This window comes from Rhodanobacter soli, assembly GCF_040548735.1.
In the GTDB taxonomy this organism is placed as follows: Bacteria; Pseudomonadota; Gammaproteobacteria; order Xanthomonadales; family Rhodanobacteraceae; genus Rhodanobacter; species Rhodanobacter soli_A.
In genome coordinates this window covers 124,909-150,301 of record NZ_JBEPSD010000003.1, presented here as the reverse complement: position 1 = coordinate 150,301, position 25,393 = coordinate 124,909, and the positions used below count along the sequence as shown (strand labels likewise).

The following is a 25,393-nucleotide window of genomic DNA, read 5'->3' as shown; positions in this document are numbered from 1 at the left end:
GCAGCACGCTCACACCGAGCGCGTCGCTTCCACCGGCAGCACGGCGGCGGCGCGCCGCGCCGGACCGAACACGGCCAGCTGGCCGAGCAGCCACAGCAACAGCGCACCGACGCCGAGCAGCCACAGCGGCATCCGCGGCAGTTCGTAGTGCGTCATCAGCGACAGGTTGGCGGCGATGCCGAGTGCCACGCCCAGCGCCACGCCGATGCCGACGATCAGGGCGTTCTCGGTCTGGAAATAACGCAGGATGTCGCCGCGCGTCGCGCCCAGCGCACGCCGCACGCCGATGGATCGGCGCCGCTGGCCAACCCAGAAGCTGCTCAAGCCCACGGTGCCGCCGGCCGTCGCCAGCAGCAACAAAACGCATATCGCGCCCATCATGATCGCCACGCCGCGGTCGGTGGCATAAGCCTTTGCGCGTGCCTGTGCCAGCGTAACCACGCCGTCTTCCGGGCTGATCAGGCGCATGCGGTTCTGCGCAAGCAGCGCTGCCGGCGCCGACTGCAGCACCGCGGCCAGTCGCCCCGCCTGCGCACGCACCAGATAGACCACGCCATCATCGGGACTGGCACGAAGCGCCGGCACCAGCACCGTGTCCTCATCGATCGAACGCGTGCCGCTGCCCGCGTAACTGCCTTGCAGCCGATCGACCATACCGATGATCGTGCTCGGGCCGTCGTCCCTAAGATAGATGCGCTGGCCCATGGCTGAACCATCGGGGAAAAGCTTGTGGGCCAGGTTGCGCGTAATGATGATGACGGCTGGCACCACCTTGTCGTTCGGACCCAGGCTGCCAATCTCGTCGGCGCGGAAGTTGCGGCCGGCCACCAGCTTGAGACCGAACGTGTCGAGCGTGTGCTCGTCGGAAAAATAGGTGAAAGCCAGCTGCGGCTTCGCCGTCTGCTCGATCCGACGCTTGATGCGTATCACACGGCCGCCGCCACCAAACGGGTAGCCCTGAGTGGCAAATGCATCGCGCACGTCCGGCAGGCCACGCAAGGTCACCAGATCGGCGCGCATCTGTGCATGAATATGCGACACCTCCGGCTGGTCGATCCACTGGTTGTCGATTGCGAACAGATGCGCCTCGTCGGTACCGCTTGGGCGCGACAGGTGCACCACCCGCGTCTTGACGATGAACAGCGCATTGCTGACCACCGCCAGGGTCAACGCGATCTGCAGCACGATCAGCAGCGTGGCCATCTTGTGCCGGCGCAGCGCGGCAAGGATCGGGTGCAGCTGCATGGTCGCTTTCATCCGTTCGACTTCAGCTGCCACGCCGGTTGCACCTGCGCGGCGCGCCAAGTGGGATAAAGCGCGGCAATCAGCGTGGCGAGCACCGCGACCAGCACGGTCAGCAGGAACAGCGACGCATCCAGCCGCGCCTGCCGGGCGATCTCCGGCTCGAACACCTTGCCGATGCCGGCCATGCCCAGCGCCGTCAGCAGCAGCCCCAATACACCGCCGGCCAAACCGATCGCCGCCGCTTCGGTCAGGAACTGGCGATAGATCACTCCGCGCGACGCCCCCAGCGCGCGGCGCACGCCGATCTCTGGCGCGCGACGCATGAAGCGGGCCAACATCAGGCCGATCACGTTGACGAGGCAGATCAGCAAAAAGCTCACCGAGACGATCATCGATAGCTCTGACGCTTTCGGTATCACGTAGAAGTTATCTTGGTGCAGCCACTGCATGACATCGGACAGGCGCACGTTCGGTGGCCAAGCGAAACGACCGAGGCGTTGCTGCTCGGCCGCGTAGTTGCGCAGCCAGTCGCGGTAACGCGCTGCGTCGGTGCGCGTGGGAAGTTCCACCCAGGCCGCGATCCATGCGCATTCACTGTGCAGGACACTGCTCCAGTCCGGCAGGTCGGGATCGACGGTATTCGTGCTGCAATAGAACTGGCCCGAGGTGGCTTTCTGCAGATCGATGGCGCGGCTGAACGGGAGATAGAGCTGTCGCGGATGATCGAAGGGATAGTACGTACTGGCCACGTCGAAGAAGCGCGGGCGCGGCTCCCAGTCGTCCAGCACGCCGACGATGCGATAGACGTGCGCATCCAGGCTGATCTCACGACCCACGCTGTCGGCGCCGCCGAACAGCTTCTGGTTGAGCGCGCTGCTGATCACCACTACGGCCGCGCGCTGGTCGTCATCATGGACCGACCAACCGCCGCCATAACGAAACCGCGCGTCGAACATCGCGAAGAAATCGCTGCTGACCGCATCGCCTTCCTGCGGAAACGGCGGCTGCCGCGCATCGTCCGGCAGCAAAGTCCACTTGCTGCCGTAGATCAGCACCTGCCTCTTCGCCTGGCGCGCGTGCAGCAACGCCATGGCGTCGGTATAGCTGAGCAGGATCGGCGGCTCGCCCTTCCAGTTGTGCGCCGGCCCGAAGTTGTCGATCTGCGGCACGAACAGCTGGTTCGACTTCCACGGGATCGGGTCGGCCGCGGCAGCGCGGAACACCGCGAAGCTGACCATGCAGGTGGCGACGCCGCAACCCATCAGCACAATCACCAGCGCGGTCAGCGCCTTGCTGCGGCGGAAGCTGCGCAGGGCCAGATCAAGGTAGTACGCGAACATCCCTGTCCTCCCGGTCGCCCCATCCGCGCAACTCACGCATCGGCCGCGTTGCCGGCCGTGTCCAACGCCTTGCGCAAGGTGCGCAGCAGCACCTGGGTGGTGACCGGCTTGTCGATCACGTAGAGGTGTTCCAGCGGGGGCAATTCGTGCAGGTCCGGCGTGGCGCCGGGGCGCGCCAGCAGGATCACCGCGCCGCTGTAGCCCTGCTCGATCAGCGCGGCCAGCGTGCGCACGCCGGTGAACAGGTTCATGTCGGCGTCCAGCACCACCAGATCGGGCAGGCCGGCGGCCTCGATCCATTGCAGCGCGGCGGTACCGCTCTGGCTGGCATGGGCCTGGTAACCGTAGGCATCCAGCGTATCGGCCAGCAGGGACAGCTGGCCGGCCTCTTCCACCACCACCAGCACGCGTTCGGCGGCGCCTTCCAGGTTGTCGCCATCGTCCAGTCGGTCGCCGTCTGCCACCGGTTGCTCCAGCGGGAAATACAGGTCGAAGCGAGTGCCGCGGCCCGGCTCGCTATCCACCCGCATCACGCCGCCATGACTGTCGACGATCCGCTTGCATGACAGCAGGCCGAGTCCGGTACCACCCTCCTTGGTGGTGAAGAACGGCTCGAATATCTGATCGAGCACAGCCTGATCCATGCCGGGGCCATCGTCGATCACGCTGATGCACAGGTAACGGCCCGGCCGCGGCTGCTGCTCCGGCAGGAAGAAGTCCGCCGACAATGACGTCTGCGCCGCCTCGACGCGCAGGTGGCCGCCGTCCGGCATGGCCTGGATCGCGTTCAGGCACAGGTTGAGCAGGCATTGCTGCAGTTCGGTGTGGTTGCCTTCGAACGACAGCTCGGGATCGTCGATGACCAGTTCCATCGATACCGCGCGCGGCACGCTGCCCTGCATCAGCAGACCGAACGCGCTGAACAGCGCGCCCAGCCGCACCTGCTCCGCGCGGCGCGCTCCGCGCGCGAACGACAGCATCGAGTGCACCATGTCCAGGCCGCGCTTGCCGCAGTCGCGCACCAGCTTGCCCAGCCGCGCCAGGCGCGGGTCGTCCTGGTAATCCTGCAGGCTGTCGCCGGCCAGCAGCAGCGGCTGCAGCAGGTTGCGCAAGTCGTGGCTGAGGCCGCCGGCGAGCATTGCCAGGCTCTCGAAACGTTGCGCGCGGATCAGCTCCGCCTCGGAGCGGCGGCTGGCCCGGCGCGCCTCGGCCTCGCTCAACGCGCGGCGCACCGCGCTGGCCAGCCGGGCCGGGTTCTGCTTCAGGATGTAGTCGGTGGCGCCGTTGCGCAGCGCCTCGATCGCCGCCTCCTCGCCCAGCGTGGCGGAGACGAAGATGAACGGCAGGTCCTCGTCGCGCTGGCGCAGCAGGTCGAGCGCGTGCTGGCCGGAAAAGCCGGGCATGCTGAGATCCGACAGCACGATGTGCGGCCTGAACTCGGTCAGCGCGGCGAGGAAGCTGGCCTCGTCGTCGACCAGGCGCACCTCGTAGCTGATGTGGTCCGCGTCCAGCTCGGCCAGCACCAGTTCGGCGTCGAGCCGGTTGTCTTCGACCTGCAGCACCCGGATGGTCGGCATCGCCCGTGATTGCCGGTTTGGCATCTAATTCACCGCTGCTGTTCTGCATCGTTCCCGGCGCCCGCAAACAACCTGCGGACTGCGCGGATCACTGTTTCCCCTTGCCCCGTCGTTCGTTCAGTCCTGTTCGGGCGCCTGGTTGAGCACCGCCCAGAACTGTCCCAGCGTGCGCACCGCATCGAAGAACTGGTCCACGTCGACCGGCTTGATCACGTAGGCATTGGCGCCCAGGTCCCAACTGCGCGCCAGATCGCTTTCCTCGCGCGAGGACGACAGGATCACCACCGGGATCCGCCGCAGCTTCTCGTCGGCGCGCATCGCGGTCAGCACGTCCAGCCCGTTCATGCGCGGCATCTTGATGTCCAGCAGCACCACCGCCGGATCGCCCGGATCGCGCGAGGCCCACGCACCGCGGCAGTAGAGGTAGTCCATGCACTCCACGCCGTCTTCCACGTGCACCACCGGGTTGACCAGGTGCGCCTCGCCGAGCGCGTCCATCGCCATCTCGGCGTCGGCCAGGCTGTCCTCGACCAGCAGGATGGTACGCAGGTCTTTCTTGTTCATGCTCGGCCCTCAGGTGCGTGCGCCGGCGGCATCGGTGGCCGGCAGCGAAAAATGGAAATGGGCACCGCGCCCCGGCTCGGCCTCGGCCCAGACGCGACCGCCGTGGCGCGCCACGATCCGTCGCACGTTGGCCAGCCCGATCCCGTTGCCCGGGAATTCCGAAGCGCGGTGCAGGCGCTGGAACACGCCGAACAACTTGTCCGCATACTGCATGTCGAACCCCGCACCGTTGTCGCTCACCGTGAATTCGTAGTCGCCGCTGCGCCCCTGCTGCACGCTCACCGCGATGCGCGCCACTTCGCAGTGCCCGGTGTACTTCACCGCGTTGCCGAGCAGGTTCTGCCATACCGTGCGAAGCATGTTCTCATCGCCGATCACCATCGGCAACGGCGCTATGGTCCACACGATACGCCGATCCGACACGCCCGATTCGGCCAGCACGCGGGCCTCGTCGACCAGCGACTGCATGTCCACCGCCTGCAGCCGCAACGCGCCGCGGCCGAGGCGCGAGAACACCAGCAGGTCGTCGATCAGCACGGCCATGCGCTGCGCCGAACTGGCGATCACTTCGATGTAATGGCCGGACTTCTCGTCGACATGGTCGCCCAGGTGCTGCTCCAGCTTGCGCGCGAACCCGGCGATGTGGCGCAGCGGCGCGCGCAGGTCGTGCGACACCGAATAACTGAACGCCTCCAGCTCGCGGTTGACGTCGGAGATCTGCGACACCTTGCCTTCCAGCTGGCGATTGAGCTCGTTCACCTGCTGCTCGGCCAGCGCGCGCGTGGTGACGTCGCTGACCGTCAACAGCAGCGCCGGCGTGCCGCCATCGTGCTGCTGCAGACGCCGCGCATTGATCACCACATGCCGGTCGACGCCGTCGACGGTGCGCTGGACCATGTCGTAGTCCCACAGTTCGCGATCGCGCAGCAGCACGTCGTTCAGGCGCTGCAGCAGCACGCTGTCGCTCCAGGCGCCGTCGCCGATCCGCGCCAGCGGCTGGGCGCGTTGCCCCGGGTCCATCCCGTACAGCTCGCTGAAGGCGTTGTTCACCAGCAGGCTGTTCAGGTGCTCGTCGAACAGCGCGATCGGCTCGCGTACCGCCTGGAAGATCATCTGCGAACGCATCACCGCGCGACCCTCGCGGGTCTCCGCCAACTGGCGCCGGCCGATCTGCCGCTCGGAAGCGATCACGATGATGGTCAGCAGCAGGATCTGCGCCAGCGCGGTGATCGAGAGCACGATGCGTCCGTCGAGTGATTGCCGCGTGGCTTCCGCCTGGCGCTGCTTCAGCAGGCCGTCCTCGATCTCCACGATGCCGGCGATTTGCGCATTCATCCCGAACAGGTCGTCGGCGTCACGCAGCGACTGCCGGGCACCGCCCGCCTCGCCCTGCCGCAGCCTGGCCAGCGCCTGGTTCATCAGGGTGACGCGGCCGTTGACGCTGCTGACCAGCGAGCCCATCAGGGTCTGCTGGTCGGGGTTGTTGCGCGTCATCCGGCGCAGTTGCTGCAGCAGCGGCGGCACTTCCTTGACGACCCGCTCGGCGCGCGCATGCGTGGCCTCGTTCACGTCGCCTGCCAGCAACCGGTAGGTCGCAGCCTCGCTGTCATGCACGACATAGGCAACGCGGTAGGCCAGCGACTTCACTTCGGTCGAACGGGTCACCCACTCGGTGGCCCGCTCCGTATCGCGCGACCCCTGCAGCGTGACGATGTACGGCAGGCCGACGATGATCAGCATCGCCAGCAGCAGGCCGGCGGTACGCCAGCGAATGATGCTTCCCGTTTTCATCCCGCTCGCCGCATCGGCAGACCCACGATGGAGGGTTCCCGCCGCATTCTGGCATGTTTTATCCGCGCCTCGCCCAAGTCGCGCGGGCGCCGCTCACCCACCGTAATGGCTCATCGCGGCCGCCCGGTCCGTCGCCGCACGGCCCCAGTCCCGGTTCGGTTCGGCCTGCATGGTGAAATGCAGTTCGCCGCCGGCCACGATCTCGCCGTGGCGCAGATACGTGCGCTGCAGCGGCTTGCCGTTCAGGGTTACCGCGCCGACATAGGGGTGCGCATCGTCCAGCGGCGACGCGGTGATCGTGAACGTGCGGCCGTTGCCCACATGGATCGCGGCGCGCGACACGAACGGCCGGCCGATCGCGTACTCGTCGCTGCCCGGCGTCACCGGGTAGAAACCCAGCGCGGTGAACACGTACCAGGCCGACATCTGGCCGAGGTCGTCGTTGCCGCTCAGGCCGTCGGGGCGCGGTGCGTACTGGCTGTCCATGATCTGCTTCAGCCGCTGTTGCGTCTTCCATGGCGCACCGGCGTAGTCGTAGAGATAGGCGATGTGATGGCTGGGCTCGTTGCCGTGCGCGTACCAGCCGATCAGCCCGGTGATGTCCTCGACATGCTTGAAGTGCGACGGGTCGACCTTCGCCTCGAACAGCGCATCGAGCTTGGCCACGAACCTCGCGTCGCCGCCCATCGCGGCGATCAGCCCGGCCACGTCCTGCGGCACGTACCAGGAGTACTGCCAGGCGTTGCCTTCGGTGTAGTCGCTGCCGTAGCCGGCCGCTTCCGGATCGAATGGCTCGCGGAACGCGCCGTCGCTCAGCCGCGCGCGCATGAAGCCGGTTTTCGGATCCCATGCATGACGCCAGTTCGCCGCCCGCTTGCTGAAGGTGGCGGCGACGTCGGTCTTGCCCATCGCTTTCGCCATCTGCGCCAGCGACCAGTCGTCGTAGGCGTACTCCAGCGTCTTCGAGGCGCCTTCGGGTTCCTTGTCGATCGGCACGTAGCCGAGCTTCATGTAGTCGGCCAGGTCGCCGTACGGCGCGTAGGTGGCGCTGGCCACCATCGCCTGCAGTGCCTTGTCCGCATCGAAGCCACGCACGCCCTTGATGTACGCATCGGCGATCACCGGCACCGCGTGGTAGCCGATCATGCACCACGTCTCCAGCCCCTGGTACGCCCACACCGGCAGGATGCCGAACGGGCTGGCCTCGCGCGCGGCGATCAGCGAGCGGATGAAATCGGTGCTGCGCCCGGGATTCAGCAAGACCATCAAGGGTTGCTGCGCACGGTAGACGTCCCACAGCGACCAGGTCGAATGGAACTCGAAGCCGTCCGCTTTATGCACCGCATGATCCGGCCCGCGGTACTCGCCGTTGACGTCCATGCTCAGCGTGGGCGACAGCATGGCGTGGTACAGCGCGGTGTAGAACTGCGTCTTCGCGGTCTTCGGCGCATCCACGTCGATCACCGCCAGCGCCTGGTCCCAGGCGGCTTTCGCCTCGGCGCGGCGCGCGTCGAAATCCCAGCCCGCGCCATCTTTGTCCAGGTTGGCGAGCGCATTCGCCTCGCTCACCGGCGAGATCGCCACCTTCACCTCCAGCGGCTGCTTCAGCTTGCCGAAGTCGAACACACCGACCAGCGCGCGGCCGTCCTGCGCATCGCGATCCTCGGCCTGGTTGCCCGGCCCCTTGAAGCCCTTGTAGGTGATGTCGGCCTCGCGGTTGAGCAGCTCGCGCGAGGTCATCGGCTGCGAGAAACGCATGGCGAAGCACAGCTCCCGCCCCGGCGCCCAGCCGCGGGTGGTGCGGCAACCCGTGACGGTGCCGTCCGCGTGCACGCGCAGGCTCGACCACAGCACCTTGCCGGCGTAGTCGTAGATGCTCGGGCGCAGGTCCAGCAGCACGTGGGCCGGCTTGCCGGCCGGGAAGGTATAGCGGTGCCAGCCGATCCGGCGCCCGGCGGTGAGTTCGGCGCGCACGCCGTAGTCGCCCAGCGTCACCGCGTAGTAGCCGGCCTGCACCACTTCGCTGTCGTGCGAGAAGCGCGAGCGATAGCCGCTGCCCGGCCTGGCCGGGTCGCCCGGTTCCAGCCGCACGTCGCCAGCAATCGGCATCACCAGCACGTCGCCCAGGTCCGAATGGCCGGAGCCGGAGAAGTGCGTGTGCGAGAACCCCAGGATGCTGCTGTCGCCGTACTGGTAGCCGGCGGCCCACTTGTAGGCGTGCTTGAAATCCGGCATCGCGGTGTCCGGCGACAGCTGGATCATCCCGAACGGCACGGTGGCGCCGGGAAAGGTGTGGCCATCGCCGCCGGTACCGATGCGCGGGTCGACCGCCGCGGCATGGCCCTCCGCACGGGTAGCGGCATGCAGCACGCCGGCAGGTGTCAGCGCCGCCATGCCGACCGCGGCACCAAGCAGACAGGGAAGCACGCCATGCAACTGGATAGTCATCGTCAGTCTCGCTATTGGAACGATCCAAACCGGCACGCTAACATCCGCTGCCGGACAAGGCATGTTGCGCCGCGACGTGCCCAATGGTCCTGGTAAGTTACATTTGGATCGTTCTAACCAGGCGAAACTGCATGCCGAACCATACCCCTGTGGGACGCAAGGTGACCCTGAACGACATCGCTGCCGGCTGCGGCGTATCGCGCGCCACGGTGTCGCTGGTGCTGCGCGGCAGTCCGCTGGTGAACAAGCTTACCCGCGCCCGGGTCGAGGAGGAGCTGCGCCGGCAGGGCTACGTCTACAACCGTGCCGCGGCGAACCTGCGCCGGCGCACCTCGACCAGCATCGCGCTGGTGCTGAACGACCTGGCCAATCCGTTCTTTGCCGAATTCGCCGCCGGCGTGGACGAGACGCTGGCCGCCGCCGGCTTCGTCACCCTGCTTGGCTGCACCGGCGAGTCGCCGGCGCGCGAACAGGCGGTGCTGGGCTCGCTGCTGGAACACGGCCCGGCGGGGATCATCCTGTCGCCGGCCGAACACAGCAAGGCGCACGACGTGCTGGCCGTGGTCGGGCGGCGTGTGCCGCTGCTGCTGTTCAACCGCGAACTGGGCGGCGCGCTGCCCGAATTCGCGCACTGGGACCAGCTGATGCTGGACAACCAGCATGGCGCCCGCCTGGCCACCGAGCACCTGATCGCCCGCGGCCACCGGTACATCGCGTTCTTCGGCGGCCATCACGATTCCAGCTCGTGCCGGCAACGCCACGCCGGCTATGTGGAGGCGATGCACACGGCCGGGCTGCGCACCGAACCGTACTGGCGCATCGAATGCGCACCGACCCGGCTGGACGCCGCCCACCACGCGCCCGCCCTGTTCGCCGGCGCACTCGCCCCCACCGCGGCGGTCTGCTACAACGACGCGGTCGCGCTGGGCCTGGTGCTCGGCCTCAACCAGCGCGGCCTGCGCCCTGGCCACGACTTCGCGCTGACCGGCTTCGACGACATCGCCGAGGCGGCGCTCGGCATGCCGCCGCTGACCACCTTGTCGGCCGCGCCGCACAAGCGCGGCCAGCAGGCGGCGCAACTGGTGCTGCAGCGCCTGCAGCAACCACAGGCCGCCAGCCAGCAGACCGTGGCGCCGGTACAACTGATCGTTCGCGAAAGCAGCTGCCCACCACCTACCGCCTGACCACACCACACTCTCCCGGGGAATCCACATGGCCTTCGCCCAAGTTCCGTCACCGACGCCCGGCTCGCCTGCCCATGGCGAGCGCTATACCGATTACCCGATGGCGATGGGCGTGCTCACCACCATCTTCTTCATGTGGGGCTTCCTGACCTGCCTCAACGACATCCTGATCCCGCACCTGAAGTCGATCTTCCAGCTCAACTACGCCCAGGCGATCCTGGTGCAGTTCACCTTCTTCGGCGCGTACTTCCTGATGGCGCTGCCGGCCGGCCGGCTGGTCGCCGCGCTCGGCTACAAGAAGGGCATCGTGGCCGGACTGGCGATCGCCGGCGTCGGCGCGCTCGGCTTCTGGCCGGCGGCCAGCCTGCACCTGTACCCGGCCTTCCTCGGTGCGCTGTTCGTGCTGGCCACCGGCATCACCGTGCTGCAGGTGGCGGCCAACCCATACGTGGCGCTGCTGGGTCCGGAAAAGACCAGTTCGAGCCGGCTGACCCTGGCGCAGGCGCTGAATTCGCTGGGCACCACGCTGGCGCCGCTGTTCGGCGGCCTGCTGATCCTGTCCAATGTGGTGAAGAGCCCGGCCGAACTGGCCGCGCTGGAACCGGCGCAGCGCCTGCTCTACGACACCCAGCAGGCGCAGGCGGTGCAGTTCCCGTACATCGGGCTGGCCGTGGTGCTGTTCCTGCTGGCGATCTTCGTGTGGCTGTTCCGCCTGCCGGCGCTGACCGAGGCCACCGACAGGGGCGACCATGACCGCCACGGCTTCGTCGAGGTGCTGCGCCATCCGCACGTGCTGTTCGGCGTGCTCGGCATCTTCTTCTACGTCGGCGCGGAAGTGTCGATCGGCAGCTTCATGGTCAACTACCTGTCGATGCCGGAGATCGGCCACATCAGCGAGCAGCAGGCCGCGCACTACGTGTCGTGGTACTGGGGCGGCGCGATGGTCGGCCGCTTCGTCGGTTCGGCGCTGATGGCGAAGTTCTCGCCGCGCAAGCTGCTCGCCCTGTTCGCCGCGATCAACGCGCTGCTGGTGCTGACCACCATGCTCGGCAGCGGCGCCGTGGCGATGTACAGCATCATCGCGATCGGACTGTTCAACTCGATCATGTTCCCGACCATCTTCGCGCTCGGAATCGAACGGCTCGGGCCGATGACCAGCAAGGCGTCCAGCCTGCTGATCATGGCGATCGTGGGCGGGGCGATCATTCCTTACGTGCAGGGCGTGTTCGCCGATCACATCGGCCTGCAGCACGCGTTCTTCCTGCCGCTGCTGTGCTACCTGTACATCGTGTTCTATGGCCTCAGCGGCTCGCGCATCCGCAGCATCGCGGCGCCGGACACCGGCGGGAATCGCTGAGCATGCCCACACGACCCATCCTGTGCTTCGGCGAGGCACTGATCGACCTGCATGCCGACGGCCTCGACGAGCGTGGCTTCGCCGCGCGCTTCACGCCGTTCGCCGGCGGCGCGCCGGCGAACGTGGCGGTCGCCGCCGCACGGCTCGGCGGGCATGCCCGCTTCGCCGGCATGCTGGCGCGCGACCGCTTCGGCGACTTCCTGCTCGACAGCCTGCAGCAGGCCGGCGTCGGCACCGCCGACGTCGCGCGCACCGATACGGCGAACAGCGCGCTGGCCTTCGTCACCCTGGATGCGCATGGCGAACGCAGCTTCAGCTTCTACCGCGACAACACCGCCGACCTGCTGTTCCGGCCGGCCGACTTCCGCGCCGACACCTTCCGCGACGTCGCCGTGTTCCACGTCTGCTCGAACAGCATGACCGACCCGACACTCGCCGCAACCACCCGCGAAGGCATGCAGCGCGCGCATGGCGTCGGTGCGCTGGTCAGCTTCGACCTCAACCTGCGCCCGGCGCTGTGGCCGGCCGATGCCGATCCGCACCCGCTGCTGTGGCCGGCATTGCACCTGGCCGACGTGGTGAAGCTGAGCGCCGAGGAATTCGCCTGGCTGGCGCCGGACGGCGAACAGGCCGCGCTGGACCGACTGTGGCTGGGCCGTACCCGGCTGGTGGTGGTGACCGACGGCGCCAAGCCGCTGCGCTGGTTCCATCCCGACGCCGAAGGCGAGCTGCCCGGTTACACGGTCGCCGTGGTCGACTCCACCGCCGCCGGCGATGCCTTCATGGGCGGCCTGCTGTGCTGCCTGGCCGAACTCGACGCCGACGCCGAACGGATCGACCGGCTGGTCACCGAACTGCCGCGCCTGCACGCGATGCTGCGCTTCGCCGCCGCCTGCGGCGCCCTCACCGTCACCCGCCAGGGCTCGTTCGCCGCGATGCCGCGCGGCGACGAGGTGCTGGCCTTCATGGAACAACAGGCATGAACGCCACCCCCGATTTCCGCTCCGCCGACTTCCTGCGCGAGCACATCGCGCAGACGATGGCGTTCTACCACCCGCGGGCGATCGACCCGGAAGGCGGCTTCTTCCACTACTTCCGGGACGACGGCACGATCTACGACCGCACCCACCGGCACCTGGTCAGCAGCACCCGCTTCGTCTTCAACTACGCGATGGCGGCGATCGAATTCGACAACGCGGCGGCTTCCACCAGCGAATACCTTGAAGCGGCGCGCCACGGCCTGCGCTACCTGCGCGAAGTGCATCGCGACCCGTACACCGGCGGCTACGCCTGGACGATCCGCGACGAGCAGCCGGAAGACCGCACCAACCATGCCTACGGCGTGGCCTTCGTGCTGCTCGCCTACGCCAGCGCGCGCAAGGCCGGCATCGCCGAGGCCGCGGCCTGGATGGACGAAACCTGGAACCTGCTGGAGCAGCGCTTCTGGGACGCCGACGCCGGGCTGTACCGCGACGAGGCCGATGCGAACTGGCACTTCAGCGACTACCGCGGCCAGAACGCGAACATGCACATGTGCGAGGCGATGCTGGCCGCCTACCAGGCCAGCAACGAACCGCGCTATCTCGACCGCGCGTACACCCTCGCCGACCACATGACCCGTCGCCAGGCGGCCCTGGCCGGCGGGCTGGTGTGGGAACACTACGACCGCCACTGGAACATCGACTGGGACTACCACCGCGACGACCCGAAGCACCTGTTTCGCCCGTGGGGCTTCCAGCCCGGCCACCAGACCGAATGGGCCAAGCTGCTGCTGATCATGGAGCCGCTGCTGCGCGCACGCGGCTACGACGAGGACTGGCTGCTGCCCACCGCGCGGCAGCTGTTCGACACCGCGCTGGCGCGCGCCTGGGACAGCGAGTACGGCGGCATCTGCTACGGCTTCGCGCCCGACGGCAGCGTCTGCGACGACGACAAGTACTTCTGGGTGCAGGCCGAATCGCTGGCCGCCACCGCGCTGCTGCATGCGCGCACCGGCGAGCCGGCCTATGACGATTGGTACGGGAAATTGTGGGCGTACGCGTGGCAGCATTTCATCGACCACCGCCACGGCGCCTGGTACCGCATCCTCACCCGCGACAATCGCAAGTACAGCGACGAGAAAAGCCCGGCCGGCAAGACCGACTACCACACCATGGGCGCCTGCCACGAAGTGCTGGCGCTGTTGCGCGCCGGCGGCCAGCCGTGGTCCACCACCCTCCCCCAAGGCACTGCATGATGAAGTTCGCGATTTCCCTCGCCGTCACGGCCGCCACGCTGCTGGCCGCGCCCGCGTTCGCCGCCGACAGCGCCCCCGCGCGCTTCGACCCGCTGCAGACCTTCGCCCCGTACAGCTATCCGCAACCGGCTACCGCGTACCGCTCGGCCAGCGGCAAGCCCGGCCCGCTGTTCTGGCAGAACCGCGCCGACTACACGATCACCGCCACGCTCGACCCGGCCACGCGCCTGCTCAGCGGCAGCGAGGTGATCAGCTACACCAACCACAGCCCCGACGCGCTCGACGTGCTGTGGCTGCAGCTGGACCAGAACCGCTATCGCCGCGACGCCCGCGGCGCGTTCACCAGCAAGTTCCCCACCGAGTTCACCGACGGCTACAAGATTGCCTCGGTCGAGGTGGACGACGCGCACGGCCGCAGGCAGCCGGTGAAATGGCTGGTTTCCGACACGCGCATGCAGGTGCAGCTGCCCACGGCGCTGAAGGGCAACGGCGGCAGCCTGCGCCTGCATGTCGCGTGGAGCTACACCGTGCCCGGCGAATTCGGCGGGCGCACCGACGTCAACCCCAGCAAGAACGGCGAGATCTTCGAGATCGCGCAGTGGTACCCGCGCATGGCCGTCTACGACGACCTGCGCGGGTGGGACACCGCGCCCTACCTCAACAGCGAGTTCTATCTGGAATACGGCGATTTCGACTACGCGATCACCGTGCCGTGGGACATGCTGGTGGCCGGCTCCGGCGAACTGGTGAACCCCGACGAGGTGCTGACGAAGACCGAGCGGCAGCGGCTGGAGCAGGCCCGCCGCAGCGACGCCACCGTGATGATCCGCACGCCGGAAGAAGTGACCCAGCCGTCCAGCCGTCCGAAACAGAGCGGCACGCTGACCTGGCACTTCCGCATGCAGAACACCCGCGACGTCGCGTTCGGCGCCTCGAAGGCATTCGTGTGGGACGCCGCGCGGATCAACCTGCCGGAGGGCAAGACCGCGCTGGCGATGTCGGTCTATCCGGTCGAGAGCGGCGGCAACGCCGCCTGGGGCCGCGCCACCGAATACCTCAAGGCTTCCACCGAGTACTTCTCGAAGCAGTGGTATCCGTACCCGTGGCCGGTGGCGATCAACGAGGCCGGCACCGCCGGCGGCATGGAATATCCGGGCATCACCTTCGACCACAAGCTGGCCAAGGGCAAGAACCTGCACATGGTGATCGCGCACGAGATCGGGCACAGCTGGTTCCCGATGATCGTGGGCAGCAACGAGCGCCGCGACGCGTGGATGGACGAGGGCTTCAACACCTTCATCGACGTCTATGAGGACGACGCCTTCAACCACGGCGAGTACGCACCCAAGCGCGACAGCGAGTACGCGCCCGGTGGCGGCAACCCGGCCGACGAGATCGCTGCCGTATTGGCCGACCCCGCCGCGCCCGCCCCGCTCAACGGCGCCGACATGACGCCGGAGAAGTACCGTCACCCGATCAGCTACTTCAAGGGCGCGTTCGGCCTGGTGTTGTTGCGCGAGCAGATCATCGGGCCGGAACGCTTCGACCCGGCGTTCCGCCGCTACATCGCCACTTGGGCGTACAAGCACCCCAGTCCGTCGGACTTCTTCCGCTTCATGGAAAGCGACACCGGCGAGGACCTGGGCTGGTTCTGGCGCGGCTGGTACGAGCACAACTGGCAGCTCGACCTGGCCGTGCAGAAGGTCGCCTACACCGGCGGCGACTACCGCAAGGGCGCCGACGTCACCGTGGCCAACCTCGACCGGCTGGTGCTGCCGGCCACGCTGCAGGTGGTCTACGACGACGGCAGCAAGCAGGACATCCGCGTGCCGGTGGAAACCTGGCAGCAACACCGCAGCTACGTCATCCACGTGGCCGGCACGCGCAAGCTGGTGTCGGCCACCATCGATCCGGCGCACGCGCTGCCGGACGCCAACCGCGGCAACAATACATTGAAGGTGAAGTAAAACCCTCCCACCTCCCCACCAGAGGGAGGGGACCGACGCGGCAAGCTTTGCTCCTTCCCCATCGACCATGCGCCGCAAACGCCTGGACAAACAGCAGAAAGCCCGCGCAAGGCGGGCTTTTTGCCAACACATGGGTGTTGTCTAGAACGGAATCTCGTCGTCCGCGAAGCCGCTGTCGGCCGGGGCCGGGGACTGGCGCGGCTGGTTGCCGTAGTCGCCGCCGCGCGACTGGCCGCCGCCCTGGCGCTGAGCGCCGCCCTGCGGACGTTCGCGCTGGAAGCCACCGCCACCACCGCCGCCCGCGCCGCCTTCGCTGCCGCCGCCGAGCATCTGCATCTCGCTGGCGATGATGTCGGTCGAGTAGCGCTCGACGCCCTGCTTGTCCGTGTACTTGTCGGTGCGCAGCGAGCCTTCGATATAGACCTGGCGGCCCTTCTTCAGGTATTCGCCGGCGATCTCGGCCAGCCGGCCGAACAGCTTCACGCGGTGCCACTCGGTGCGCTCCTGCTTCTCGCCGCTCTGCTTGTCGGTCCACGATTCGGAGGTGGCCAGGTTGAAGCTGCAGATGGCGGTGCCGCCGCCGGTGTGGCGCATTTCGGGGTCCGCGCCCAGGTTGCCGACCAGGATGACTTTGTTGACGCCACGTGCCATGGGAATGTCCTCGTTGAGCCGGCCGCAAGTATGCGATGGGTTGCGGCCGGAGTGGTGAATCAGGCTGGCTATCATAACCGCGGGAAGGGCCGAGTCCAGACGCGGAAAACCTGAACCGCGGGTCGGCGCCGTCCGCTGCCGGCGGTCGGCACCGACCCGCGCATGCCCGGGCGTTCAGTTCACGATGAAGCGGTGGCCCACGCCGGGCTCGGTCTTCAGCCAGCGCGGGTTGGCCGGATCGTCGCCCAGTTTCTGCCGCAGCTTGCCGATCACGATGCGCAGATACTGGCTGTCACTAGTGTGAGTCGGCCCCCACACCTCGCGCAGCAGCTGCTGCTGGGTGACCACGCGACCGGCGTGCTGCAGCAGCAGCGCCAGCACGGCGTATTCCTTGCGGGTCAGTGCCAGCGGCGCACCGTCCAGGCTCACCTCGCGTCGTGCCAGGTCGACGGCCAGATGGCCGTCGTCGTAACGCGGCGGATGTTCCGGCTCGCCCGGCCGGTTGCGCAGCAGTGCGCGCAGTCGCGCCATCAGTTCCTGGATGCCGAACGGCTTGGTCATGTAGTCGTTGGCGCCTTGGTCCAGCGCGCTCACCTTCTCGCTCTCGGTGTTGCGCACAGACAGCATCAGCACAGGCAGCTGGCTCCACTGGCGCAGTTCGGCCAGCACCGCGTGGCCCTCCATGTCGGGCAGGCCGAGGTCGAGGATCACCAGGTCCGGCGACTGCGTGGCCGCCAGCGCCAGGCCTTCCGCGCCGGTGGCGGCCAGCAAGACCTCGTAGCCTTCGGCGCGCAGGCCGATGTCGAGGAAGCGGCGGATCTGCGGCTCGTCGTCGATCACCAGCACGCGGGGCGAGGAATTCATGGCGCACGGTCGGGGGGTGGGGGCAGCGGCAGGGTAATACGGATCGTGGTGCCGCCGCCGTCGCGCGGCAACGCCTCCACGCTGCCGCCGTGCGCACCGATCATGCCGCGGCAGATCGCCAGGCCGAGGCCGGTGCCCTGGCTGGCACGGTCGCCGCGCGACACCGAATAGAACATGTCGAAGATCAGCGCCCGCTCCGCCTCCGGGATGCCGGGGCCGCGGTCGCTGACGTCGATCAGCAGCCGGTCGCCCTCGCCGCGCACCACGAGTTGCACCGCTTCGTCGGCCGGCGAGAAGCGCGCGGCATTCTCCAGGATGTTGAACAGCGCCTGTTCGATCAATGCCGGATGCACGAACAGCAGCAGCGTGTCGGACGGCAGCATGGTCTCCACTCGCAGTGTCGGAAACAGCTTGCACAGGCGGCCGACCGCGGCGGCGACGATCTCGGCGACATCGGTCCAGTCGCGGTTGAGCTTGAGCGTACCGTGGCCGAGCCGGGTCATGTCGAGCAGGTTCTGGATGTAGCGGTCCAGCCGCTGGCCCTCGCCCAGGATCGCCTCCAGCAGCTCGCGGCGCTCGCCCGGCGGCAACTGTTCGCCGTAGCTGGCCAGCGTGTCGGCCGCGCCGATCATCGAGGCCAGCGGCGAACGCAGGTCATGCGATACGGACGACAGCAGCGCGTTGCGCAGGCGCTCGGTCTCGCCCTGCACGCGGGCTCCCTCCAGTTCGTCGGCCAGGCGCGCGCGTTCCAGTGCCTGGCCGATGTCCTGCACCATCGCCAGCGCCAGGCTGCGCTGCTCCTGGTCGGGCGCGCTGCTGTCCGCGGCAAAATGCAATGCGGCCACGCCAAGCCGGTTGTCCTCGCCGCCGAACGGCAGCATCCAGCACGGCGCGGCGTTGAGCGTATCGGTATGCCGCCCGGCCTGTGCCGCGTGCCGTTCGCTCCAGTCGGCGGCGGCCAGGTCCTGCGCCGACAAGGCGAATTCACGCGGTGCGCAGGCGGCTACCTGCAACCGGCTGCCGGCATCGCGGACGAGGATCGCCGCCTCGCCGCGCAAGGCCTGCGCCAAGGCTGCCGCACCGACCTTGCGGATGCCCTCGGCATCGGCGCTGGTGGCCAGCCGCTGGCCCAGCGCCAGCAGCGCGCGCGACTGCACCTGGGCGGAACGCAGCGATTCCACCTGGCTGGCCAGCCGCGTCGCCAGGTGGCTGCATACCAGCGCCACGATCAGGAACAGGCTGACCGCCAGCACATCGTCGAAATTCGCGATCGCCAGCGTGTAGCGTGGCGGCGCGAAGAAAAAGTTGTCGCCGAGGAAACATAGGATGGCGGTATAGACGGCCACCGCCATGCGCGTTCGCACCGCCACCGCCAGCACTGCGGTGAGGAAGATCAGCGACAGGTTGGCCACCGACAGGTAGCGATCGGCGACAAAGGACAGCGCCAACGCGACCAACGTGGCGAGCGTGGCGTAGGCGTATTCGCCGCGCGAACCCCGCCCGCCGGGAAAACGCAGCCGTCGCCGCGACGCCGCCCGCTCGCTCGGCGTGGCGATGATGGTCAGCTCCAGGTGCGCGCCGCGGCGCAGCAGCTGCTGGGTCAGCGAGCGGCCTACCATGCGTGCCAGCAGGCGCTCGCGGGTACGTCCCAGCAGGATCTGGCCCACGCCCTCGCGGTCGGCATGCGCCAGCAATTCGTCGGCGATGGTCGCGCCGCGCAGCACCACGGTGTCGCCGCCGAGCCGGCGCGCCAGCCGCAGCGCCGCCTCCAGCCGCTCGCGCCGGGCCGGCTCCAGCCGCGCGCCGGTGTCGACGAAGGCCACGCTCCACGGCGCGCCGCGGCGCTCGGCGATGCGCCGTGCCACGCGCACCAGGTATTCGCTCTGCGCATGGCCATCGATTGCCGCCAGCACGCGGCGGCGTACCGGCATCGTGCCGCCGCGCGCCAGCATCGACTCGCGCAGGTCGCTGTCGACGTGTCTGGCCATGGTGTCCATCGCCAGCTCGCGCAGCGCGCCCAGGTTGGTCGGCGAGAAGAAAGCATCCAGCGCCGCCGCCGCGGTCTCCGGCACATAGACCTTGCCCTGCTTCAGCCGCCCGATCAGCTCGCGCGGCGGCAGGTCGACCAGCACGATGTCGCGGGCGCGGTCGAGGAACGCATCCGGCACCCGCTCGCGCACGCTGACCCCGGTGATCCGCCGCACCTGGTCATGGAGGCTCTCCAGATGCTGCACGTTGAGCGCGGTGTATACCTCGATGCCGGCGTCGAGCAGCTCGGCGATGTCCTGCCAACGCCGCTCATGCCGCCCGCCGGGCAGGTTGCTGTGGGCCAGTTCGTCCACCAGCAGCACGGCCGGCCGGCGCTCCAGCGCGGCATCCAGATCGAACTCCGTGAAATCGCGGCCCTGGTAGTTCACCTTCCGACGCGGCAGCACCTCCAGCCCTTCCAGCAGCGCCGCCGTCTCGGCGCGCCCGTGCGTCTCGACCAGGCCTACCACCACGTCCACGCCCTGCCGCTTCAATTCACGCGCAGCCGACAGCATGGCGTAGGTCTTGCCCACGCCCGCCGCGGCGCCGAGGAACACCTTCAGCCGCCGGCTGTCGTCGTGCGCCGTACCGAGCAGGGCATCGGCGCGTGCTTCGCGGGAGGGCTCGCTCATGCCAGGGTCGGTCCGGGAAATGGCGCTACGGTAGCGCGATCAGCTGCCATGCGTCTGCGCCGCATCCAGCGCCAGGTTGAGCTGCAGCACGTTCACCCGCGGTTCGCCGAGCAGGCCGAACTGGCGGCCGCGGGTGCAGGCGTTCACCAGCGCCTGCACCCGCGCAGGATCCAGCCCGCGCACCCTTGCCACCCGCGCCAGCTGGTACTGCACCGCGGCGGGACTGATTTCCGGATCGAGCCCGCTGCCCGAGGCGGTGACCAGGTCCACCGGCACCAGTGCCTGGTTGCCCGGGTCGGCCGCACGCAGCGCGACGATGCGCTGCTTCACCGCCTCGGTCAGCGCCGGGTTGGTCGGGCCGAGGTTGGAGCCCGACGAAGCACCCGCGTTATATGCATTCGGCGCGGTCGCCGACGGCCGGCCCCAGAAATACTTGGGGTCGGTAAATGACTGACCGATCAGCACGGAGCCGACCGGCTTGCCGTTCCTCACGATGAGGCTGCCGCTGGCTTGCTGCGGGAAGATCAGCTGGGCCAGCCCGGTGGCCGCCAGCGGATACAGCACGCCGGTGATCACGGCCATCAGCAACAGCAGGACCAAGGATTGGCGCAATAGTTTGTTCATAGGACGTCCTCAGAAACTACCTTGCAGCATCACGAAGCCGCGCGAACCGCCGACATCGCGCGTGTCACCGACATCGAGGAAGCTGGAAGTGCGGCGGTAGAAATCCGCGTTGGTGGCGTAGGTGAGGCCTGCACTCAGCGACCAGTGCGCGGCGGCCAGGTACTTCAGCGTGGCGCCGATATCGCTGTAGCTTGGATCGCGCGCGCCGTTGGCCAGCGGCGTGGCCAAGATGGTGGTGTAGTGCGTGTGGCCGGCATGCAGCGCCAGGCTCCATGCGTCGTTCAACGGGAAGGTGGCGTCCAGCTGCAGGTAACCGGTGCCTCTGGAATCACCGCGATAGCCCTGCTCCGTGCCCACCCCGAAATAATCGGTGAGCGCGCGGCTGTACTTCAGCGTGAACTGCCTCCAGCCCACCGCGACGTTGGCCTCGACCGTATTGGGCGAACGCGATGCGAGCCCGGCCTGATCGAGATTGGCACCGGGATAGGCGTAGCCATAGATGCCGGCACGCCATGACCATTCGTTGTTGATCGCCAGGCCGTAGCTGGCGTACAAGTCCAGTTCCAGCGTGCCGCCTGGATAGCTGCGCTCGCTGACGCTCGAAGCCCAGAAGCCGGCGGCAAAACTGTCCGGATCGGTGTAGTCGCCGCCGCCCTGGATCGCCGGCCGGCCCCAGCTCTGGGTGAGGCCGCGGAACAGGTAGTCGGAGGTCAGCGCGACATTGCCGGTGATGCTGCTTGCCGGCATGCCGTTGGCGAGGCCGGGGACGAGTGCCGCGGCAACCGTGGCGAGGGCGAGGGCGAGGGCGCGCATCAGGACAGCCCCAGCAGGACCAGCGACAGGTCGATCAGCTTGATGCCGACAAACGGCACCGCGATGCCGCCCAGCCCGTAGACCAGCAGGTTGCGGCGCAGCAGCGCGGCGGCGCCGAGCGCGCGGTACTTCACGCCCTTCAGCGCCAGCGGGATCAGGCAGATGATGATCAGTGCATTGAAGATCACCGCCGACAGGATCGCGCTCTGCGGCGTGGCCAGATGCATCACGTTGAGCGTATCGAGCGCCGGGTAGGTGGTGGCGAATGCGGCCGGGATGATCGCGAAGTACTTGGCGATGTCGTTGGAGATCGAGAACGTGGTCAGCGCGCCGCGGGTGATCAGCATCTGCTTGCCGATCTCCACCACCTCGATCAGCTTGGTCGGGTTGGAGTCGAGGTCGACCATGTTTCCGGCCTCCTTCGCGGCCTGCGTGCCGGTGTTCATCGCCACCGCCACGTCGGCCTGCGCCAGTGCCGGCGCGTCGTTGGTGCCGTCGCCGCACATCGCCACCAGCCGGTTCTCGGCCTGGATGCTGCGGATCAGTTTCAGCTTGGCTTCCGGCGTGGCCTCGGCGAGGAAGTCGTCGACGCCGGCCTCGGCCGCGATGGCCGCGGCGGTGAGCGGGTTGTCGCCGGTGATCATGATGGTCTTGATGCCCATCCGACGCATCTCGGCGAAGCGCTCCTTGATGCCGCCCTTGACGATGTCCTTCAGCTCGATCACGCCCAGCGCGGTCGCGCCCTCGGTGACGATCAGCGGGGTGGCGCCGCGCCGCGCGATGTCCTCGGCCATCCGCCTGACCGACGGCGGCAGGTGGCTGCGGTTGGCCTCCAGGTACTTCTCCACCGCATCCAGCGCGCCCTTGCGGATGAGGCGCGTACCGATGTCCACGCCGCTCATGCGGGTCTGCGCAGCGAACGGCACGAACTGCGCCTGCAGGGTCTCTAGCTGCTGCTCGCGCAGGCCGAACCGGTCCTTCGCCAGCACCACCACGCTGCGCCCTTCCGGCGTCTCGTCGGCCAGCGAGGCGAGCTGCGCGGCTTCGGCCAGGATGCTCTCCTCCACGCCGGGCGTGGGCAGGAACGCCACCGCCTGGCGGTTGCCCAGGGTGATCGTGCCGGTCTTGTCCAGCAACAGCACGTCGACGTCGCCGGCCGCCTCCACCGCGCGGCCGGAGGTGGCGATCACGTTGGCGCGGATCATCCGGTCCATGCCGGCGATGCCGATCGCCGACAGCAACGCGCCGATGGTGGTGGGGATCAGGCACACCAGCAGCGCAATCAGCACCGTGAGCGTGATCGGGCTGCCGCTGCCGGCGGCCTGCACGCTGTAGATCGAATACGGCAGCAGGGTGGCGCAGGCGAGCAGGAAGATCAGGGTGAACTTGGCCAGCAGGATGGTCAGTGCGATCTCGTTCGGCGTCTTGCGCCGTTTGGAACCTTCCACCATCGCGATCATGCGGTCGAGAAAACTCTCGCCCGGATTGCTGGTGATGCGCACCACCAGCCAGTCCGACAGCACGCGGGTGCCTCCGGTGACCGCGCTGCGGTCGCCGCCGGATTCGCGGATCACCGGCGCGGATTCGCCGGTGATCGCGCTCTCGTCCACGCTGGCCGCGCCGATCACCACCTCGCCGTCGCCAGGCATCTGCTCGCCCGCCTCGACCAGCACCTGGTGACCGCAGCGCAACTCGCTGGACGGCACGAAGGTGATCGCCGCATGGCGGTCAGCCGTAGCCAGCTTCTTCGCGATGACATCCTTGCGCGAGCCGCGCAGCGCATTGGCCTGCGCCTTGCCGCGCCCTTCCGCCAGCGCCTCGGCGAAGTTCGCGAACAGCAGGGTGAACCACAGCCACAAGCTGACCCAGAAGATGAAACCGATGGGCGCCTCGCCGTGGCCGGCGAGCGCCTGCGCCCATAGCAGGGTGGTCAGCACGCTGCACACGAACACCACGAACATCACCGGATTGCGAAACTGCACCCGCGGTGACAGTTTGCGGAACGCATCGGCAACGGCCGCGAGCACCAGCTCGCGATGGAAGCCACTTGCAGCTTGGGTACGTGCGGTCATGGCTCAGTGTCCCGACATCAGGGATTCGGCGATCGGCCCCAGGGCCAGTGCCGGCAGAAAGGTCAGCGCGCCGACCACGATCACCACACAGGCCAGCAGCGTGACGAACAGCGGCGTGTGCGTGGGCAGCGTGCCGGCCGATTCGGGCACATGCCGTTTGGCGGCGAGCGAGCCGGCCATCGCCAGCATCGCGATGGCCAGCGGAAAGCGTGCGAAGAACATGCAGGCACCCAGCAGCGTGTTCCAGAACGGCGTGTCGGCCGACAGCCCGCCGAACGCGCTGCCGTTGTTGTTGGAAGCCGAGCTGACCGCGTAAAGGATCTCGCTGAAACCGTGTGCGCCGGGATTGGCCACACCCGCTGCGCCGGCCGGCACCATCACCGCGATCGCCGTGCCGATCACCACCAGCGCGCACGGCAGCAGCACCGCAAGGCTGGCCATCTTCATTTCGTAGGCTTCGATCTTCTTGCCGAGGTATTCCGGCGTGCGGCCCACCATCAGCCCGGCGATGAACACCACCACCACGGCAAAGGCGAGCATGCCGTACAGGCCCGAACCGACACCGCCGAAGATCACCTCGCCCAGCTGCATCAGCCACATCGGCACCAGGCCGCCGAGCGGGGTCAGCGAATCGTGCATCGCGTTCACCGCGCCGCACGAGGCGGCCGTGGTGATCGCCGCGAACAGGCCGGACGAGGCGATGCCGAAGCGCGTCTCCTTGCCCTCCATGTTGCCGCCGGCCTGCAGCGCCGTGGCGCGGGCATCCACCGCCAGTCCATGCAGCGCCGGGTTGCCGGCCTGCTCCGCCGCGACCAGGCCGATCGCCAACGGGACGAAGATCAGCAGCATGGTGGCGAGGATCGCCCAGCCCTGCCGCCGGTCGCCCACCAGCTTGCCGAACATCACACACAGGCCGCCGGGGATCAGGAAGATCGCCAGCATCTCGACGAAATTGGAGAACGGCGTGGGGTTCTCGTACGGATGCGCCGAGTTCGCATTGAAGAAGCCGCCACCGTTGGTGCCGAGCAGCTTGATCGCGATCTGTGAGGCGGCCGGACCCATCGGCAGGGTTTGCGTGCTGACCGCCGTCTGCATGCTCACGTCGTGGCCGGCGGCGTCCTGCGCGGTCGTCGAATAACTGCTCGCCTGCAGCACCGGCACGTCGACATACGGCCTGAAGTTCTGCACCACGCCCTGCGAGACCAGCAGCAGGCTCATCAGCAGCGACAAGGGCAGCAGCACGTACAGCGTGCTGCGCGTGAGGTCGACCCAGAAGCTGCCCAGGCCGCTCGCACTGCGCCGGCTGAAGCCGCGCACCACCGCCACCAGCACCGCGATGCCGGTCGCCGCGGAGAGGAAGTTCTGCACCGCCAGGCCCAGCATCTGGGTCAGGTAGCTCATCGTCGATTCGCCGGCGTAGCCCTGCCAGTTGGTATTGCTGGCGAAGCTGATCGCGGTGTTCATCGCCGAATCCGGCGACACCGCGGCGAAGTGCTGCGGGTTCAGCGGCAGCCATGGCTGTGTCCGCTGCAGCGCATAGACGGCCAACAGGCCGAGCACGTTGAACAGCAGCATGGCCAACGCGTAGCGCTTCCAGCCCATCTCCTCGGTGCTGCTGATGCCGCACAGGCGATAGATGCCGCGCTCCGCGTGGCCGCCGAAGCGGGTGATGCGGTTCGGCGCCTCGGCGAACACCAGCGTCATGTAGCTGCCGACCGGCTTCACCAGCAACAGCAAGACGAGCAGGAACAGGCCGGTCTGCAGGAAGTCGTTGGTGGTCATTCGAACCACTCCGGCTTGAGCAGGGCCACGCACAGGTAGCCGGTCAACGCCACCGCGATCAGCGTGGCGAGGACATAAAGGACATTCATGGCAGGTAACTCACGCTTGGGAGGGCGGATGAGCAGAGCGGAAGATGCGGTTCATTGGCGCGGGCCAAGCCGGTCGCAGATCAGCAGGAAGCCCAGCGCGGACGCGCACAGCACGAACAGGAACAGCAG

The 25,393-nt window shown here is 68.0% G+C and carries 19 protein-coding genes; 5 read left to right on the top strand and 14 right to left on the bottom strand.

Annotated elements, in window-relative coordinates:
• Positions 1–9: 9 nt before the first annotated feature.
• The 6 genes from ABIE04_RS14730 to ABIE04_RS14705 form a co-directional block, all read right to left on the bottom strand.
• Positions 10–1,257, bottom strand: a complete 1,248-nt coding sequence (locus tag ABIE04_RS14730) for an ABC transporter permease (protein WP_354551857.1) — start codon at positions 1,255–1,257, stop codon at positions 10–12.
• Positions 1,254–2,585, bottom strand: coding sequence for an ABC transporter permease (locus tag ABIE04_RS14725; RefSeq protein ID WP_354551852.1), 1,332 nt, complete (start codon positions 2,583–2,585; stop codon positions 1,254–1,256). The genes ABIE04_RS14730 and ABIE04_RS14725 overlap by 4 nt, the downstream gene beginning before the upstream one ends.
• A gap of 32 nt (positions 2,586–2,617) precedes the next feature.
• A complete protein-coding gene (locus ABIE04_RS14720; protein ID WP_354551848.1) occupies positions 2,618–4,186 on the bottom strand; it encodes a response regulator in 1,569 nt (522 codons plus the stop codon).
• Between the two features lie 93 nt (positions 4,187–4,279).
• Complete coding sequence (locus ABIE04_RS14715; RefSeq protein ID WP_354551844.1) at positions 4,280–4,726, bottom strand: response regulator; 447 nt, start codon at positions 4,724–4,726, stop codon at positions 4,280–4,282.
• Positions 4,727–4,735: 9 nt separating this feature from the next.
• Positions 4,736–6,517, bottom strand: coding sequence for a sensor histidine kinase (locus tag ABIE04_RS14710; protein ID WP_354551840.1), 1,782 nt, complete (start codon positions 6,515–6,517; stop codon positions 4,736–4,738).
• 93 nt (positions 6,518–6,610) lie between these two features.
• The gene (locus ABIE04_RS14705) at positions 6,611–8,911 is read right to left on the bottom strand and encodes a GH92 family glycosyl hydrolase (protein ID WP_354552764.1); all 2,301 of its coding nucleotides are present in this window, start codon (positions 8,909–8,911) and stop codon (positions 6,611–6,613) included.
• A gap of 185 nt (positions 8,912–9,096) precedes the next feature.
• Here ABIE04_RS14705 and ABIE04_RS14700 point away from each other — a divergent pair, with 185 nt between their 5' ends.
• The 5 genes from ABIE04_RS14700 (at position 9,097) to ABIE04_RS14680 (ending at position 15,709) form a co-directional block, all read left to right on the top strand.
• Complete coding sequence (locus ABIE04_RS14700; RefSeq protein WP_354551836.1) at positions 9,097–10,149, top strand: LacI family DNA-binding transcriptional regulator; 1,053 nt, start codon at positions 9,097–9,099, stop codon at positions 10,147–10,149.
• 100 nt (positions 10,150–10,249) lie between these two features.
• Entirely contained in the window at positions 10,250–11,506 is a 1,257-nt protein-coding gene (locus ABIE04_RS14695) for a sugar MFS transporter (RefSeq protein WP_354552762.1), read from the top strand.
• A gap of 2 nt (positions 11,507–11,508) precedes the next feature.
• On the top strand, positions 11,509–12,489 hold the full coding sequence (locus tag ABIE04_RS14690; RefSeq protein WP_354551832.1) for a carbohydrate kinase family protein: 981 nt from the start codon (positions 11,509–11,511) through the stop codon (positions 12,487–12,489).
• On the top strand, positions 12,486–13,742 hold the full coding sequence (locus ABIE04_RS14685) for an AGE family epimerase/isomerase (protein ID WP_354551828.1): 1,257 nt from the start codon (positions 12,486–12,488) through the stop codon (positions 13,740–13,742). Before ABIE04_RS14690 ends, ABIE04_RS14685 begins: the two co-directional genes overlap by 4 nt.
• Positions 13,739–15,709, top strand: a complete 1,971-nt coding sequence (locus ABIE04_RS14680; protein ID WP_354551824.1) for a M1 family metallopeptidase — start codon at positions 13,739–13,741, stop codon at positions 15,707–15,709. The genes ABIE04_RS14685 and ABIE04_RS14680 overlap by 4 nt, the downstream gene beginning before the upstream one ends.
• 141 nt (positions 15,710–15,850) lie before the next feature.
• On the opposite strand, the gene ssb is transcribed toward ABIE04_RS14680, so the two are convergent.
• The 8 genes from ssb to kdpF all read right to left on the bottom strand — a co-directional run bounded on the left by ssb (position 15,851) and on the right by kdpF (position 25,264).
• Positions 15,851–16,360, bottom strand: a complete 510-nt coding sequence (ssb, locus tag ABIE04_RS14675) for a single-stranded DNA-binding protein (protein WP_354551820.1) — start codon at positions 16,358–16,360, stop codon at positions 15,851–15,853.
• Between the two features lie 174 nt (positions 16,361–16,534).
• Complete coding sequence (locus ABIE04_RS14670) at positions 16,535–17,224, bottom strand: response regulator transcription factor (RefSeq protein WP_354551815.1); 690 nt, start codon at positions 17,222–17,224, stop codon at positions 16,535–16,537.
• The gene (locus ABIE04_RS14665) at positions 17,221–19,884 is read right to left on the bottom strand and encodes a sensor histidine kinase KdpD (protein WP_354551811.1); all 2,664 of its coding nucleotides are present in this window, start codon (positions 19,882–19,884) and stop codon (positions 17,221–17,223) included. The genes ABIE04_RS14670 and ABIE04_RS14665 overlap by 4 nt, the downstream gene beginning before the upstream one ends.
• A 39-nt stretch (positions 19,885–19,923) precedes the next feature.
• A complete protein-coding gene (gene kdpC / locus ABIE04_RS14660) occupies positions 19,924–20,508 on the bottom strand; it encodes a potassium-transporting ATPase subunit KdpC (RefSeq protein ID WP_354551807.1) in 585 nt (194 codons plus the stop codon).
• 9 nt (positions 20,509–20,517) lie between these two features.
• Positions 20,518–21,321 (bottom strand): TorF family putative porin, encoded by an 804-nt coding sequence (locus ABIE04_RS14655; RefSeq protein WP_354551803.1) that lies wholly within the window; start codon positions 21,319–21,321, stop codon positions 20,518–20,520.
• The gene (gene kdpB, locus ABIE04_RS14650; RefSeq protein WP_354551799.1) at positions 21,321–23,393 is read right to left on the bottom strand and encodes a potassium-transporting ATPase subunit KdpB; all 2,073 of its coding nucleotides are present in this window, start codon (positions 23,391–23,393) and stop codon (positions 21,321–21,323) included. The genes ABIE04_RS14655 and kdpB overlap by 1 nt, the downstream gene beginning before the upstream one ends.
• 3 nt (positions 23,394–23,396) lie before the next feature.
• Positions 23,397–25,175 carry a potassium-transporting ATPase subunit KdpA gene (kdpA, locus tag ABIE04_RS14645; protein WP_354551795.1) on the bottom strand — a complete coding sequence of 593 codons (1,779 nt, stop codon included), beginning with the start codon at positions 25,173–25,175 and terminating at the stop codon, positions 23,397–23,399.
• A complete protein-coding gene (gene kdpF, locus ABIE04_RS14640; protein WP_082547600.1) occupies positions 25,172–25,264 on the bottom strand; it encodes a K(+)-transporting ATPase subunit F in 93 nt (30 codons plus the stop codon). The genes kdpA and kdpF overlap by 4 nt, the downstream gene beginning before the upstream one ends.
• Between the last annotated feature and the right edge of the window lie 129 nt (positions 25,265–25,393).